The following is a 15201-nucleotide window of genomic DNA, read 5'->3' on the forward strand; positions in this document are numbered from 1 at the left end:
CAATAGGTTATCCTTCGAAGAACCAGTATCCGCTATTCACCAGTGCGGCAAGCATGGCGAGGAAAGACGGATCTTCCAGTGCATCCTCAAAGTTTTCCGCTGTCAGAACAATATGGCTGGCGAGCGCATCCAGCGCCGGACGGTGAGGGGAGTCAATTTTCTCACCATTTACATAAACGTCATCGCCAATGCGCAGTACACGCAATCCACCCAGACGAACCAGGACATCGCCTTGCTTCAGGGCATCATAGATTTCGTCAGGCTGATAAGGCGGCTCAGGCGGCGCAACGTCCAGTTCATGACGCGACTGAGAGATAAACTCGCCAAACCACTGTTTAAAATGCTCCGGCTGGTTAATGAGCCCCAGCATCATTTCGCGCAGCTTGTCCATTTCCTGTGGCAGCACGTCTGCTGGATGGTCGCGCGGCGGTAGATCTGGATCGCTGTAGTACGTGCTACCCAGTTCGCGTTGCAGAACGTAATCAGCAAATCCGCTGATCAGCTCCCGGGTATTCGGTGCGCGGAAACCTACCGAGTAATTCATCGCGTTTTCTAACGCGTAACCTTCGTGCGGGAATCCAGGTGGAATATACAGAATATCGCCTGGCTCCAGCTCTTCATCAATGATGGCTTCAAACGGATCAACCTGGAGCAGGTCAGGGTGCGGACAGTGCTGCTTCAACTGCAGTTTTTCACCCACACGCCAGCGACGGCGACCGGTTCCCTGGATGATGAACACATCATATTGATCCAGATGCGGGCCAACACCACCGCCGGGTACAGAAAATGAGATCATCAAATCGTCAATGCGCCAGTCCGGCAATTCACGGAATGGCCGCATCAGCGCGGCAGTTGGTTCGTGCCAGTGGTTTACGGCCTGGACCAGCAGTGACCAGTTGCTTTCACCAAGATGGTCATAGCTTTCGAAAGGACCGTGGCTAACCTGCCATTTGCCATCCTGGTGGCTGACCAACCGGCTGTCGACTTCGCTTTCCATTGCCAGCCCAGCCAGTTCGTCAGGGGAGAGTGGATCAATAAAGTTGTTAAAGCCGCGTTTTAAGACCACCGGGCGTTTTTGCCAGTGACGTTCAAGAAAATCGGGCCAGTTAAGAGTGAGTTGGTATTCCATAATGAGCATCCCGCAGGCTGGTATCTGCAACCGATTATAACGGATACTTAACCTCAAGCGTGAAGTCAGTACATATTTATTACATGTAAAGATTACTCGTCTTTTTGTCCCGGATGTTGGCGGCCGAAAATAACTTCCATGCGCGCTCCGCCCAGCAGACTGTCGCCAGCGATAATCTGCCCGTCATATTGCTCGGTGATCTCACGTGCGACAGCCAAACCCACGCCTTGCCCGGGGCGTAAGGTATCCACGCGCTGACCACGGTCGAACACCACTTCACGTTTACTGTGTGGAATACCGGGGCCGTCATCTTCTACCACAATGTGCAGATGGTCTTCCGTTAATTGCGCTGAGATCTCGACAAATTCCAGGCAATATTTACAGGCGTTATCCAGGACGTTGCCCAGCACTTCGACGAAATCGTTCTGTTCACCCACAAAGCTTGTCTCAGGCGAAATGTCGAGATTAATGTTAACCCCTTTACGCTGGTACACCTTGTTTAATGCAGAGGTCAGTTTATCCAGCAACGGTGCAACCGGATGCAATTCCCGGCTGAGAAGGGCGCTACTGCCGCGCATGCTGGCACGATGCAGATAATAGCCAATTTGCTGTGAAATACGGCTAATTTGCTCCAGCATGACGGGTTCAGCATCGCTCACGCTCATTTTCTCATTACGCATCGAGCGTAGCGTGCTTTGCAATACGGCCAACGGTGTTTTCAGGCTGTGGGTGAGGTCGGTTAACGTGGTACGGTATTTATCGTAGCGCTCACGTTCGCTCTTTAATAAGCGGTTGAGGTTACGCACCAGACTGGTGAGTTCACGCGTGGTGGCAGGATTAAGCATCTCGCGATGATGCTCTTCAAGCTCACGGACTTCGCGCGCCAGTGATTCGATAGGTCGCAGGCTCCACCAGGCTGCAACCCACAGCAACGGGATAACCAACAGTAAATTGGCAACCAGCACATAAATAAACCAGCTCCAGACCATATATGAGCGTTTGAGCTCAATAGGAATGGTATCAACAACCACAATGGTCAGTTGTGGCATTCTGGCGGTGGCAGGGTAGATGTTCACTGCCACGGAGTGGGTCATTTCTGCATTATCGTCATCTTCTCTGACTTCTCTTAGCTTCTGTTGCGCCGAATGATCCTCGCGTAGCAATGTGCTGGTGGCGTCGACATTGGCTTCAATCTCATGAAAACCATTTGTCTTTAGCCAGTCTGGTTGAATACGTTGTACCAGCCAGGGTACGTCGCGTTGGGCCCAGAGCAGCTTACCGTTTTCATTATAAATCAGCGACATTGTAGGGCTTTGCATATCGAGATTTTCAGGTAGCTCGACATTGATTTTGCCGTTTTCCCATTTCGCCAGGGTATAGAACAGATTACTTTCGCCACGTAGCAGACGAAATGTTGTTTTATCAAAGCTGACGCTATAGCCAACCAAAGCCACCATGCCGTAAGCCAGCGAGAGGACCAGTACAACGCCTGCGGTTGCCAGCAAAAAGCGCAGCCGCAGTGATAACGGGAAAAAATGACGCAGTAATTTATTCATCAGCCCAGTTCAAAAAGATAACCTTGCCCACGTACCGTGGTGATCACATCGTCCGGATATTGCGCCTGAATTTTCTTGCGCAGACGTCCCATTAAGACATCAATGGTGTGACTTTCACGCAGTTCAGCATCCGGGTAGAGCTGTAACATAAGCGAATCTTTACTAACGACTTTGCCGCTATTACGAATCAGCGTCTCCATAATGGTGTATTCGAACGCCGTGAGTTTGATCACTTCATCGTTCACGGACAGTTCGCGGCGAGAAAGGTCCACCTGAAATGGCGGAAGCGAGATTATCTGCGAGGCCAGACCACTATTGCGGCGCATCAATGCCTGCATTCTTGCAACCACTTCTTCAATGTGAAACGGTTTTGTGACGTAATCATCTGCACCGGCACTGAGCACTTCCACTTTGTCCTGCCAGCCTTCACGGGCGGTTAATACCAGAATGGGCAATGAAACGTCATTACTGCGCCAGCGGCGGATCAGTGACAGTCCGTCTTCATCGGGGAGTCCTAAATCGACGATCGCAATATCCGGCAAGTGTTCATTAAGAAAATAGTCTGCTTCCTTTGCATCTTCTGCATCATCCACCTGGTGGCCTAAATCCTGTAGCTGAACCTTAAGGTGGTGGCGTAATAATGCATTATCCTCAACAACCAGCACGCGCATCATTGTTTCTCCCTAAATTCATGGTACGAATAGTTTAACGCTGATTATGTGGCATTGGGGATAAACATTTAATAAACCGGGGGAAGGGATGTTAATGCGGCGATAAAAAGCCGGAATCGCTTACGCTTATCCGGCTTCTGTTCAGCATCTGGCGGAGTGCAGATTACTTCAGTTCATCAACCATGGTGATGGCGCGACCAATGTAATTGGCCGGCGTCATGGCTTTCAGGCGGGTTTTCTCGTCTTCCGGCAGCGCCAGACCATCGATAAACTGCTTCATGCCTTCAGCGTCAACGCGTTTGCCGCGAGTCAGTTCTTTCAGCTTCTCGTACGGTTTTTCAATGCCATAGCGACGCATCACGGTCTGGATCGGCTCTGCCAGAACTTCCCAGTTATGATCCAGTTCATCCAGCAGATGATCGCGGTTCACTTCCAGTTTGCTCACACCCTTCAGCGTGGACTGATAGGCGATCAGCGCATAGCCAATGCCCACGCCCAGGTTACGCAGAACGGTTGAATCGGTCAGGTCGCGCTGCCAGCGGGAAACCGGCAGTTTGCTCGCCAGGTGTTGCAGAACCGCGTTAGACAGGCCCAGGTTACCCTCAGAGTTTTCGAAATCGATAGGGTTCACTTTGTGCGGCATGGTGGAAGAACCAATTTCACCGGCAACAGTTTTCTGCTTGAAGTGACCCAACGCAATGTAACCCCAGACGTCGCGATCGAAATCGATCAGAATGGTATTAAAACGGGCGATGCAATCAAACAGCTCAGCAATGTAGTCGTGCGGCTCAATCTGCGTGGTGTAGGGATTCCACTGGATGCCCAGCGAGGTGACGAACTCTTCGCTAAACTGATGCCAGTCAACTTCCGGGTAAGCGGCGATGTGGGCGTTATAGTTACCTACAGCACCGTTGATTTTACCGAGGATTTCAACCTGGTTGAGCTGGCGATACTGACGTTCCATGCGGTACGCCACGTTTGCCATCTCTTTGCCCATCGTTGACGGGGTGGCAGGTTGACCGTGAGTACGGGAGAGCAGGGGAATATCGCGATATTCAACAGAAAGTGCGGTGATGCCATCAATCAGTTGGCGCCAGTACGGCAGGACTACTTCGTCGCGCGCCGTTTTCAGCATCAGCGCGTGAGACAGGTTGTTGATGTCTTCTGAGGTGCATGCGAAGTGGATAAACTCGGAAACAGCGTGCAGTTCCGGGATATCCGCCACTTTTTCTTTCAGGAAATACTCAACTGCCTTCACGTCATGGTTGGTCGTACGCTCGATGGTTTTGATACGCGCAGCATCTTCTTCATTGAAGTTAGCGACGATCGCATCAAGGTAACCGATTGCGTCGGCAGCAAAAGCAGGAACTTCCTTGATCGCTGCGTGCGCGGCCAGTTTTTGCAGCCAGCGTACTTCAACCTGTACACGGAATTTCAGCAAACCGTATTCGCTGAAAATCCCGCGCAGCGCGCTGACTTTATCGCCGTAGCGTCCATCGACAGGGGAAACGGCGGTCAGTGAGGATAATTCCATAGATCACAACTCCGGGGTTAAATGAGCAAGAATTTGTTTTGCCTGAGTCGTCAGGCGATTACGAGAAAACATGAGTTGCAGACGGCCGCCACCTACCTGATGCCAGAGCACGGCAGCGCGAATGCCAGCCAGCAATGAAGCGCGTACTTTGGCCTGAACCTGTGGGCTCTGCAGGATAGCCGGGGAGCCGGTGACCTGAATACGCGGGCCGAGTGGGCTGATGACGTCAACATAAATGCCGGCCATCGCACTCATCAGTGTTTCTGACTGCAAATCAAAATGGTCCAGTTGGCGCTGCAAGCCGTTGATACGGTCTCCCAGCGTGTCCATGGCGCCTTTGGCGGCTGAAAGCTTACGCTCCAGTACCATCAGGCTTAATGTATAGCGGGTAAGTTCCGCGTTCAGCCCCTGACGGCTGCTGGCGTTGAGCACGCCGAGCATCGTTTCCAGACCGAGACGCAGGTTGGCCTCGCTGCCGCCAAACACGCCCAGCGTAGAGCTGGGATTCATGTCAATGACGCTGTTCAGTGAAACGTGTAATGCATCGGCATCACAATGCCCCTGGTGCGCCAGTTCTTGCACCAGGCGTGCCGACTGGCAAATACCTGCCAGGGCGAGGGTGATGTCATAATAATTCTTTGCCACGTTCACTGCTTCCTTGTATCAAATGTGTAAATAATTATACCGGCAGAGGCAATCGTTGTTCGATAATGCCGCCGCCGAGGCACACTTCGCCATTGTAAAAGACCGCCGACTGACCCGGCGTTACCGCCGCGACGGGTTCATCGAAAATGACTTCAATACGCTCGGCATCCAGTGCCTTAACGGTGCACGGAATGTCGGTCTGACGATAGCGGGTTTTCACCGTGCAGCGCATGGTGCCGGTGAACGGTTGACGGTCGACCCAATGTAATTGCTGTGCAATCAGGCCAACGGACATCAGGCGCGGGTGTTCATGACCCTGAGCGACAACCAGAATGTTGTTCTCAACGTCTTTATCCACCACATACCATGGATCTTCGGTACCTTCTTTTGTTCCGCCAATACCCAGACCTTTACGCTGCCCCAGGGTGTGATACATCAGCCCCTGATGCTGGCCAATTTCTTCACCGTCAACGGTAATGATCTTGCCGGGTTGTGCCGGCAGGTAACGACCGAGGAACTCACGGAACTTACGTTCACCGATGAAGCAGATGCCGGTGGAGTCTTTTTTCTTCGCAGTAACCAGACCCAGATCTTCGGCAATTTTACGTACCTGCGGTTTTTCCAGTTCGCCAACCGGGAACAGGCTTTGCGCAATTTGCTCATGGCCGAGGGTATAGAGGAAATAGCTTTGGTCTTTATTGCCATCAAGCCCACGCAGCAGTCGACTTTTACCGTCGACATCCGCGCGACGCACGTAGTGACCGGTGGCGATGTAATCGGCACCTAAATCTTCAGCGGCAAATTCGAGGAAGGCTTTAAATTTAATTTCTTTGTTGCACAGAATATCCGGGTTCGGCGTACGGCCCGCTTTGTACTCTTCAAGGAACAGTTCAAAGACGTTGTCCCAATATTCTGCGGCAAAGTTGACGGTATGCAGCTCAATGCCGAGTTTGTCACAGACAGCCTGAGCATCCGCAAGGTCGGCGGCTGCTGTGCAATATTCCTCGCCATCGTCCTCTTCCCAGTTCTTCATGAACAGGCCTTCTACCTGATAACCCTGTTGTTGCAACAGCCAGGCAGAAACGGAGGAATCGACACCGCCGGACATGCCGACGATCACTTTTTTTGGGCTTTCAGACATAGGAATACTCACGACATTGAACTTCAAGGCGGCATATTCTAGCACGCAGCCCCTTACTTGACACCCTCTGTAAACGGCCAGTTAAATTCACCGATCATCGCCAGCGGGTAGCGTTGTCCGCTCTGGTAGCAGCGAATGCTCTCCGCAACCAGCGGTGAGCGCAGGTTTGACGCGCAGAGAACCTCTTCTGCGCTGACCCAGTGACAGCAATCTATATCGCTGTCATGAGGTTCGGTAGCGCACATATTGGCAAGCTCGATAGAAAACAGAAAACGTAAAAAGGGCGTTTTATCCGGCGCAATCCATTGATGCATTCGAATGAAATGCTGTGGCTGTGCGTGGATACCTGTCTCTTCCCAGAGCTCGCGCGCGGCGGCCTGCACTAACGTCTCATCCGCTTCCAGATGTCCTGCTGGTTGATTCCACAAGGCTTTGCCATTGATTGTTTCCTCAACGACCAAAAACTTATCTTCTGCATGCACAATGCAGGCGACCGTGACGTGCGGTTTGAACATACCTGTTCCTTATTCAGTTAGTTACATCCCGCCATTGACCATTGGCGAGATTATCCAGTGTGTAATCCCCCATGGCGTAGCGAATGAGACGCAGCGTCGGGAATCCAACGTGGGCTGTCATGCGGCGAACCTGGCGGTTGCGGCCTTCATATAAGATCACTTTCAGCCAGGTGGTGGGGATATTTTTCCGCTCCCGAATGGGCGGGTTTCTCGGCCACAGCCATGCAGGCTCTTCTACCACTTCAATACCTGCTGGCAGCGTGGGACCGTCATTGAGCGTTACCCCGGTACGCAGCGCATTCAGCGCTTCTGTCGTCGGCTCACCTTCAACCTGGACGTAATAAATTTTCCCGGTGCGCTTTCCGGGTTGTGTTAAACGGGCCTGCAGTGCACCGTCATTGGTCAGCACCAAAAGCCCTTCACTGTCCCGGTCGAGTCGGCCCGCAGCATAGATTCCCGGCACGGGAATAAAATCTTTTAACGTGCTTCTGCCTGCCTCGTCCGTAAATTGCGGCAAAACATCGTAGGGTTTATTGAACAAAACCACGCGTTTTGGCTGGTTTTCTTTACGCTGCCTGGTGACTTGTCGTGAGCTGAATCGCTCAACCCGGTGATTTCTAAAAGAAGTTTTTCGCATGGTATTTTCAGATTATATCAATTGCCGCATTATAGCCTAAGAACGAGTGTCTTTCATGGCGGCAAACATTAGGGTAGTATTGACATGCTCATTACAAAACATTAACAAAAAATTGCTCTAACGCATTCGTGCAGCAGGACGCAAACGCACATGCAGCGCGATGACAGACGAGCAGAACCAGAAGCGCTCGAAGGAGAGGTGAATGGAAAGCAAAGTAGTTGTTCCGGCGGAAGGTAAGAAGATCACCCTGCAAAACGGCAAACTCAACGTTCCTGAAAATCCGATTATCCCGTTCATTGAAGGCGACGGTATCGGCGTTGATGTAACCCCACCGATGATCAAAGTTGTCGATGCTGCTGTCGAGAAAGCCTATAAAGGCGAGCGTAAAATCTCCTGGATGGAAATCTACACCGGTGAGAAATCCACTCAGGTTTATGGCCAGGACGTCTGGCTGCCTGCTGAAACCCTTGATCTTATTCGTGAATATCGTGTTGCCATCAAAGGCCCACTGACCACTCCAGTTGGCGGCGGTATTCGCTCTCTGAACGTTGCCCTGCGTCAGGAACTTGACCTGTATGTCTGCCTGCGTCCGGTGCGTTATTACCAGGGTACACCTAGCCCGGTTAAACACCCAGAACTGACCGACATGGTCATCTTCCGTGAAAACTCAGAAGATATCTATGCGGGGATTGAGTGGAAAGCTGACTCCGCTGATGCTGAGAAAGTGATTAAATTCCTGCGCGAAGAGATGGGCGTGAAGAAAATCCGCTTCCCGGAACATTGCGGTATCGGTATCAAGCCGTGTTCCGAAGAAGGGACCAAGCGTCTGGTTCGTGCAGCGATTGAGTACGCCATCGCTAACGATCGTGATTCTGTTACCCTGGTTCATAAAGGTAACATTATGAAATTCACCGAAGGCGCGTTCAAAGACTGGGGTTACCAGTTGGCGCGTGAAGAGTTCGGTGGTGAACTGATTGATGGCGGTCCGTGGGTTAAAATCAAGAACCCGAAAACTGGTAAAGAGATCGTGGTTAAGGACGTTATCGCCGATGCGTTCCTGCAACAGATCCTGCTGCGTCCCGCTGAGTACGATGTTATCGCGTGTATGAACCTGAACGGTGACTACATCTCCGATGCGCTGGCAGCACAGGTTGGTGGTATTGGTATCGCACCGGGTGCCAACATTGGTGACGAATGTGCGCTGTTTGAAGCAACCCACGGTACTGCACCGAAGTACGCAGGCCAGGATAAAGTGAACCCAGGTTCCATCATCCTGTCTGCAGAAATGATGCTGCGCCACATGGGTTGGGTCGAAGCGGCTGACCTGATTGTTAAAGGTATGGAAGGCGCGATTAACGCGAAAACCGTMACYTAYGAYTTCGAACGTCTGATGGACGGCGCTAAGCTGCTGAAATGTTCAGAGTTTGGTGACGCGATCATCGAAAACATGTAATCCASATTSTGGGTTGTRTGAGAACGGGARCCGRGWGGTTCCCGTTTTTTTTCAATGGAATTCGGTGGCGATTAAAACCGCTTTAAACCTGCCGGGGCTCTACGCCAGATTTGTATTTTTTACCCTCATGGTATTTGTGATTAGTGTTGGCGAACACAAATTGATATTTACGTCTGGTCTGTAAGCTCAATGACGCGGTTCTTGCCAGGATATCTCGACCCGACAAGCAATCATATTTTTTATAGATGAGCTGCAAAACCAGGTTCTGGTGATTCATTGCACAGCACTCATTCGATGAGAGGCGTGAAACCCTCTGCCGGAAAAACAATATCCTGCTGTTGCCTGAAAAAATAGACCTTTATATTTATGTGTGTTTATTTTTACCACTTAAACAGGCAGCTTATTTTTTGTACGGTGGTAGCGAAATTTACTGTGTCGCAAATAACAGCAATGGCCTTTTTTAAGCAATGTCAAAAAATAAATTTAGATTAACTCTTTGATTTTAATGGGCTAAAAGATGGGGAGGCTTACAGTATCAATAATCGCTGGGCAGCATGTGTAAATAGCATAATAACTAAATTATAATTCTCTTACATTCGATAGATTGGTGAGGTTAGAATGCGGTTAATTGTCATGTTGTTAAGCTTTGTCGTCACTACCCAGGCCTGGGCCGGTGAACTTTCCAAACCTGTCGGTAAAGTCCTTTTAACAGTGTCCGGTAATATAGAAAATACCAATGAAGACGGGAAAGCCATTTTTGATATCGCCAGTCTCGAGAATCTGGGCACGGTAAGTTTCCAGACCTCCTCACCCTGGTATAATGGACGCACTACCTTTACGGGTATCTCACTGCAAAAGCTCATGGATTATGTCGGGGCAAAAGGTTCTGTTGTTAAAGTCACTGCGCTCAATGACTACACCACCGTTATCCCACTCAGTGATTTCAAAAAATATAATGTTATTCTTGCTCTAAAAATCAACGGAGAATATATGCGCATCCGTGATAAAGGCCCACTATTCATCGTGTATCCCTATGACAGCATTCCTGAACTGAATAATCAGATTTTTTATTCAAGGTCAGCATGGCAGGTCAGCTCAATGAAAATTGAGTAGGGGTTCAGAGGACCATCATGAACAGAATACTGGCTGGCATTATATTCTTCCTTTTTATATCTACCGGATATATATCTTTTCTTGTGCACGAAAGACAACAAGAACTACAGAAACTGACTCACTACACCGACTCATGGTCTGCTGTTCAAATGGTATCAGAATATTACCGATTTGAATCGTGGCTTGGTCTCTACATTAGTGATGATACGATGACGCTCGATGCTGTGCGCCTGCGTCTCGATATTATGCTCAGCCAGAGCGATTTAATAAAGGAAGGTGATTTAGGGCATTATATAGAGAGCAATCAAGCGCATTATGAACTGGCTATACAGCTTGAAAAAATGCTTAATTATCTGGATGTTCATCTTGAGAAAATGAATCGTTCAGAACTCAAGGCATACCTGAAAGAAATGCATGCGCTTGATGCACCGCTAGCCCGTCTTTCATCCGGTGCGTTAGATAAAGATGTTAGCTCGATTAATAATACAAATATTAATATTCAAACCCTGTATTATATTTATTCAGCTATTTCAGTATTGCTTATAATATTGAGTGCGATACTGGGGGTTCTGATTTTTTTTCAGAACAGAAACATTTTGAGAGCACATCTCCAGGTTAAGTGCCTTGCTGAGGAACTTCAGGAATCTAAAGAAAAACTGCAGATCCAGAATGCAAAACTGGAGTATGACGTCTATCACGACTCTCTCACCGAGATGAACAATCGCCAGTTGTTCTGGGGGGATTTAAATAAAACCATCGAGATGGCAGAAAAAAACAATGACTCTGTGACGGTGATGTTGTTCGATTTAGATCGATTCAAAGAGGTAAATGATACGTATGGCCATGATGCCGGTGATATGTTATTACGTCAGATATCCCATCGTTTGATTTCTATGAGCCAGGGTTCCGACACGCTATATCGTTTAGGCGGCGATGAGTTTGCTTTTCTTTCGAGCGGTCTGACAGAGAGTCATGCTGTTTCCCGAGCCCAAAAAATATGTGATTTTATCAACCAACCCTACACTATTTATAACGCAATTATAAATATAACCACTTGTGTTGGTATTGTTATCTCTGAAACTGAACGCCGTTCCGACTATCTTTATAAATTTGCCGATCTGGCGCTTTATGAAGCGAAAAATGAAGGCTCGGGTAAAATAAAAGTCTTCCGACAGCGGATGTTAGAAAAGCTGCAAGAAAGCAGAACTCTTGAGCATGATATGGCAATGGCCATAGTGAATAAAGAATTCGTGGTTTATTATCAGCCTATTGTCGATTCTTTCAGCCAGGAAATTTACAGCTATGAAGCCCTTATTCGTTGGATACATCCTCTAAAAGGGCTTCTGTCGCCGGATAGTTTTATTCCTGTTGCAGAAAAAACAGGAATGATTAACGAGATGGGAAAATCTGTGCTTGAAATTGCATGCAGGGAAGCAGCGTCCTGGACCGTACCGGTTAAAATTTCAGTCAATGTTTCACCTGTCCAGCTAAGCAGCAAGGCCTTTGCCGGAATCGTGCTGTCCATTCTGAAAGAAACCGGACTTCCGGCAGACCGTCTCGAGCTGGAAGTGACGGAATCCTCTCTCTTTACGGAGAGCAATACGCCGATGAATACGCTTAACAAGCTCAGAGCTCTGGGGGTAAAAATCTCCATCGATGATTTTGGTACCGGATACTCTTCTCTTTCGCGACTGAGTCGGCTTGCTTTCGATAAAATCAAAATAGACAAGTCCTTTGTGCATTCGATATCTACGCAGGAAGACGCCCTTAATATCATCAGGCTTATTACTGGTATGGCGAAATCGCTGAATATGAAAGCTGTTGCAGAAGGTGTCGAAACAGAGGAACAGCTGGCGAGCCTTCAGGCTTTGGGCTGCGATTTCGCGCAAGGGTATCTGTTTGGTAAACCGCAGCCGGGTATCAATGGGAAAATCAGAAACGGTTAAATAACGCCCGTTCCTCGTGCCCTGGCGATATGCTAAATCAGCGTAACGACAACGTACTTGCCAGCGCTAAGACGTTGGCAATTGCCGCTTTCGCTTGCGGACTGTTTTTCCAGCATGTCGAGCCGACCATTGACGCCGCTTGCTGGGTAATATCGTCGACAGTAGAGTTTTTAAGATCGGCAAGCGAGTGGAAACCAAGTTGCTCAAGCCGCTCGATGACTTTGGGGCCAACGCCTTTTAATGACAGAAGTGCCTGACGCTCAGTGGTTGAAAAGGGCATTGTCTCTCCTTACGTATGCGCAATACTGACAATCCGCTTACGAATACATGCTGATAGCGGCCAGGCTATCAGTTATAGCCTGGCCAACAGAGGTAAGCAAAACTAGAACTGGTAGTTTAAGGATACCCAGTAGTTACGGCCCGGGTTGACGTATCCGGTCGTGGATTGTGCCGTCTGATAGTAGTCGCCTGCATAAGTACTATTGCGGCCAACCTGATACAGCGTGACGTCACTAAAGTCTTTATCCAGCACGTTGTTCACCGCCGTATTCAGCGTCAGTTCTTTGGTCAGTTTATAAGACATCCCCATGTCCAGAACGGTCCAGGCTTTTAAATTTGCACCTTTGTCGTCATACACCGCCTTTTGGACGGCGCTGAGGTTGTCGTAATTCTCCGTATAGCGTGGAGCCTTACCGCGGTAGCGAGCGCTCAGCCAGGCGTTCATATCTTCCGTTGCCTGCCAGTTCAGACGGGCGTTCGCCATGTGTTTCGGGGTATAACTCAGTGGCGCGCCTTTATTCTCGCCATCTTTTTGCTTGCTCTGGGTATAGGTGTAGTTGAGAGATAAACTCAGCGAGTCCGACCATAGCGGGAATGTACTGGCAAACTCGATACCATCGGTTCTTGCTTTACCGCTGTTGGTGTAGCTGTTGGTATTATCATCGATAGAATACGAAACGATTTTATTTTTGTATTCAGTATAGAAACCCGTGACGTTGGCGTTCAGCCCAGCGTCATTCTCATAGTAAAGCCCGGTTTCGTAACTGGTACTTTCTTCAGGTTTAAGGTTCGGGTTCCCGACGGTATTGACCGTCCCCTGTGCCGTTACGCCACTGATGCCATTATGAAGTTGGCTGAGTGATGGCGCTTTATAACCCGTTGTGACGCCGCCTTTGAGGGTCCACTCATCGGATACGTCCCAGACCATATAGGCACGTGGGCTGAGGTGCCCACCAAAGACGTCATTATGTTCATAGCGAGTCCCCACGGTTAAGGCCAGAGAATCGAGGATATGCCATTCATCTTCAGCATAGGCCGACCATGTTTTCTGGTGGAATGTCTCGCCGGTATTGGCCAGCACGACACCATCCTTCATGCGGGCATCCCAGTATTCTCCCCCGAGAGTCAACAGGTGCGAGTCACCTAACGGCGTCAGCAGCATGGAATCCAAAATAACGTTGGTGTTCTTCAGTTCACGTGCGTCGCCGGCCCGGCTCGCGTTCTCTGGTGTCAGTGCCGAGGAGACCAACTGGCGGCCTTTGTTCTCGGTTTCATTCCAGCCTACAGAGGATTTCCAGGTACCAAATGTTAATGCGGTATCGTGGCCGAGCGTCACTTTGTTACGCTCATAACGCAGCGTCTTATCATATCCGCCGGTCAGATTGCCAAGCTGTCCATCATCGTTATCGTAGCGTTGTCTGGCGGAATCGAGATCCAGCCACAACGTATTGCTGTCACTGGTTTTCCAGTCCAGGCGAGTGCCGATATTGTAATTCTCAGATTCCGTAGGATACGGCACGCGGGTGGAAGAGGTATCGCTCAGCGAAGTGACACTGGAGCCTTGACGCTGCGTGGTGCTGCCGCGAACTTGCATATCCAGTACACCGGCGATCAATGGGCCGCTTGACCAGAAATTGGCGACAGTGCTGTTACCCCATTTATTACTTTCTTGCAGGTTAACGCCGGTATTAATGGACGTGCTCCATTTATCGGTGCTCTTTTTGGTGATGATATTGACGACGCCGCCAATGGCATCGGAACCGTATAACGTCGACATCGGACCGCGGATCACTTCAATATGGTCGATTGCCGCCAGTGGAGGCATAAAGCTGGTGTTCATGGCTGAAAAGCCGTTCGGTGTCACGTCGCTGCTACCATTTTGACGGATACCGTCAATCAAGAGCAGGGTATAGCTGGCGGGCATACCACGGATGCTAATTTCCAGACCGCCGGTTTTACCCGTGCTACTTTCGACATCCACACCTTCCACAGAACGCAGAGCTTCGCCTAAATCGTTATATTTATTGGTTTGTAACTCTTGCAGTGAAATAACGGAAACGCTGGCAGCCGCATTGGTGATCTTTTTTTCGTAACCAGAAGCGGTTACTACCATCACGTCTTCAGCGAAGACAAAGGGGCTGGTAAACCCTATACAGGACAGAACGACAGAGGCAACAGGTTTTAAACGCATAGTCAAACTTCCTTTGTTAAAAATTCAAAGGCAGTAAGATAATTGATGAAAATGATAATACAAATAATTATCATTATATATTTACATAACTTGTCACTTACTGTGTCTTTCTTTAATAAATATACATAAACTGTCATGAATTTGAGGTGGGTAAAAACCGAAGCTGGTGAATAGTTTTTCCTGCAACTATTGCTTCTTATTTAATATAAAGGCGAGTAAATACGGTGATTTTGCTTAGGCACTTCAGCGAAGTGAGAGGTGAAAGTACCGGGTATTAGAAAGTCGTATGATGTTTTTTAAAAATCGTCATACTTTTCTGCGCTGCATCATTTTTTTCGACATTACTGTCCGCCATAATCCCTTCCCCAGGAGACCGTCTAACGTAAATTGT

The 15201-nt window shown here is 49.2% G+C and carries 13 protein-coding genes; 3 read left to right on the top strand and 10 right to left on the bottom strand.

From position 1 onward, the window contains the following. Positions 1–7: 7 nt before the first annotated feature. From roxA to rluE, 8 genes are all read right to left on the bottom strand, one after another. Positions 8–1129, bottom strand: coding sequence for a [50S ribosomal protein L16]-arginine 3-hydroxylase (roxA, locus tag JTI85_RS09820; protein WP_061067742.1), 1122 nt, complete (start codon positions 1127–1129; stop codon positions 8–10). 92 nt (positions 1130–1221) lie between these two features. Then, the gene (gene phoQ, locus JTI85_RS09825) at positions 1222–2685 is read right to left on the bottom strand and encodes a two-component system sensor histidine kinase PhoQ (protein ID WP_048211949.1); all 1464 of its coding nucleotides are present in this window, start codon (positions 2683–2685) and stop codon (positions 1222–1224) included. Continuing rightward, on the bottom strand, positions 2685–3356 hold the full coding sequence (gene phoP, locus JTI85_RS09830; RefSeq protein WP_219352575.1) for a two-component system response regulator PhoP: 672 nt from the start codon (positions 3354–3356) through the stop codon (positions 2685–2687). The genes phoQ and phoP overlap by 1 nt, the downstream gene beginning before the upstream one ends. Before the next feature lie 163 nt (positions 3357–3519). Then, on the bottom strand, positions 3520–4890 hold the full coding sequence (gene purB, locus JTI85_RS09835; RefSeq protein ID WP_005120992.1) for an adenylosuccinate lyase: 1371 nt from the start codon (positions 4888–4890) through the stop codon (positions 3520–3522). A gap of 3 nt (positions 4891–4893) precedes the next feature. Beyond that, a complete protein-coding gene (hflD, locus tag JTI85_RS09840; protein ID WP_016153409.1) occupies positions 4894–5535 on the bottom strand; it encodes a high frequency lysogenization protein HflD in 642 nt (213 codons plus the stop codon). Between the two features lie 34 nt (positions 5536–5569). Beyond that, positions 5570–6676 (bottom strand): tRNA 2-thiouridine(34) synthase MnmA, encoded by a 1107-nt coding sequence (mnmA, locus tag JTI85_RS09845; RefSeq protein ID WP_048212599.1) that lies wholly within the window; start codon positions 6674–6676, stop codon positions 5570–5572. Positions 6677–6729: 53 nt separating this feature from the next. Further along, the gene (locus JTI85_RS09850) at positions 6730–7191 is read right to left on the bottom strand and encodes an NUDIX hydrolase (RefSeq protein ID WP_116360193.1); all 462 of its coding nucleotides are present in this window, start codon (positions 7189–7191) and stop codon (positions 6730–6732) included. A gap of 13 nt (positions 7192–7204) precedes the next feature. Further along, on the bottom strand, positions 7205–7828 hold the full coding sequence (rluE, locus tag JTI85_RS09855; RefSeq protein ID WP_200036747.1) for a 23S rRNA pseudouridine(2457) synthase RluE: 624 nt from the start codon (positions 7826–7828) through the stop codon (positions 7205–7207). A 202-nt stretch (positions 7829–8030) separates the two neighbouring features. On the opposite strand from rluE, the gene icd reads away from it, so the two are divergent. The 3 genes from icd (at position 8031) to JTI85_RS09870 (ending at position 12340) form a co-directional block, all read left to right on the top strand. Further along, entirely contained in the window at positions 8031–9281 is a 1251-nt protein-coding gene (gene icd / locus JTI85_RS09860; protein WP_003030769.1) for an NADP-dependent isocitrate dehydrogenase, read from the top strand. 618 nt (positions 9282–9899) lie between these two features. Beyond that, a complete protein-coding gene (locus tag JTI85_RS09865; protein ID WP_115602172.1) occupies positions 9900–10394 on the top strand; it encodes a molybdopterin-dependent oxidoreductase in 495 nt (164 codons plus the stop codon). A gap of 17 nt (positions 10395–10411) precedes the next feature. Then, the gene (locus JTI85_RS09870) at positions 10412–12340 is read left to right on the top strand and encodes a bifunctional diguanylate cyclase/phosphodiesterase (RefSeq protein ID WP_048211944.1); all 1929 of its coding nucleotides are present in this window, start codon (positions 10412–10414) and stop codon (positions 12338–12340) included. Positions 12341–12377: 37 nt separating this feature from the next. On the opposite strand, the gene JTI85_RS09875 is transcribed toward JTI85_RS09870, so the two are convergent. Both JTI85_RS09875 and JTI85_RS09880 read right to left on the bottom strand, forming a co-directional pair. After that, on the bottom strand, positions 12378–12620 hold the full coding sequence (locus JTI85_RS09875) for a helix-hairpin-helix domain-containing protein (RefSeq protein ID WP_048211943.1): 243 nt from the start codon (positions 12618–12620) through the stop codon (positions 12378–12380). A 102-nt stretch (positions 12621–12722) separates the two neighbouring features. Beyond that, positions 12723–14810 (bottom strand): TonB-dependent receptor, encoded by a 2088-nt coding sequence (locus tag JTI85_RS09880; RefSeq protein ID WP_219352518.1) that lies wholly within the window; start codon positions 14808–14810, stop codon positions 12723–12725. Between the last annotated feature and the right edge of the window lie 391 nt (positions 14811–15201).

Origin of the sequence: Citrobacter sp. Colony219 (assembly GCF_019382635.1) — a bacterium.
Taxonomy (GTDB): domain Bacteria; phylum Pseudomonadota; class Gammaproteobacteria; order Enterobacterales; family Enterobacteriaceae; genus Citrobacter; species Citrobacter youngae.

Bases quoted from the DNA above. Each gene is read 5' to 3' on its own strand.
- roxA (WP_061067742.1), bottom strand. From the start codon at position 1,129: ATGGAATACCAACTCACTCTTAACTGGCCCGATTTTCTTGAACGTCAC.
- phoQ (WP_048211949.1), bottom strand. From the start codon at position 2,685: ATGAATAAATTACTGCGTCATTTTTTCCCGTTATCACTGCGGCTGCGC.
- phoP (WP_219352575.1), bottom strand. From the start codon at position 3,356: ATGCGCGTGCTGGTTGTTGAGGATAATGCATTATTACGCCACCACCTT.
- purB (WP_005120992.1), bottom strand. From the start codon at position 4,890: ATGGAATTATCCTCACTGACCGCCGTTTCCCCTGTCGATGGACGCTAC.
- mnmA (WP_048212599.1), bottom strand. From the start codon at position 6,676: ATGTCTGAAAGCCCAAAAAAAGTGATCGTCGGCATGTCCGGCGGTGTC.
- JTI85_RS09850 (WP_116360193.1), bottom strand. From the start codon at position 7,191: ATGTTCAAACCGCACGTCACGGTCGCCTGCATTGTGCATGCAGAAGAT.
- rluE (WP_200036747.1), bottom strand. From the start codon at position 7,828: ATGCGAAAAACTTCTTTTAGAAATCACCGGGTTGAGCGATTCAGCTCA.
- JTI85_RS09865 (WP_115602172.1), top strand. From the start codon at position 9,900: ATGCGGTTAATTGTCATGTTGTTAAGCTTTGTCGTCACTACCCAGGCC.
- JTI85_RS09870 (WP_048211944.1), top strand. From the start codon at position 10,412: ATGAACAGAATACTGGCTGGCATTATATTCTTCCTTTTTATATCTACC.
- JTI85_RS09875 (WP_048211943.1), bottom strand. From the start codon at position 12,620: ATGCCCTTTTCAACCACTGAGCGTCAGGCACTTCTGTCATTAAAAGGC.
- JTI85_RS09880 (WP_219352518.1), bottom strand. From the start codon at position 14,810: ATGCGTTTAAAACCTGTTGCCTCTGTCGTTCTGTCCTGTATAGGGTTT.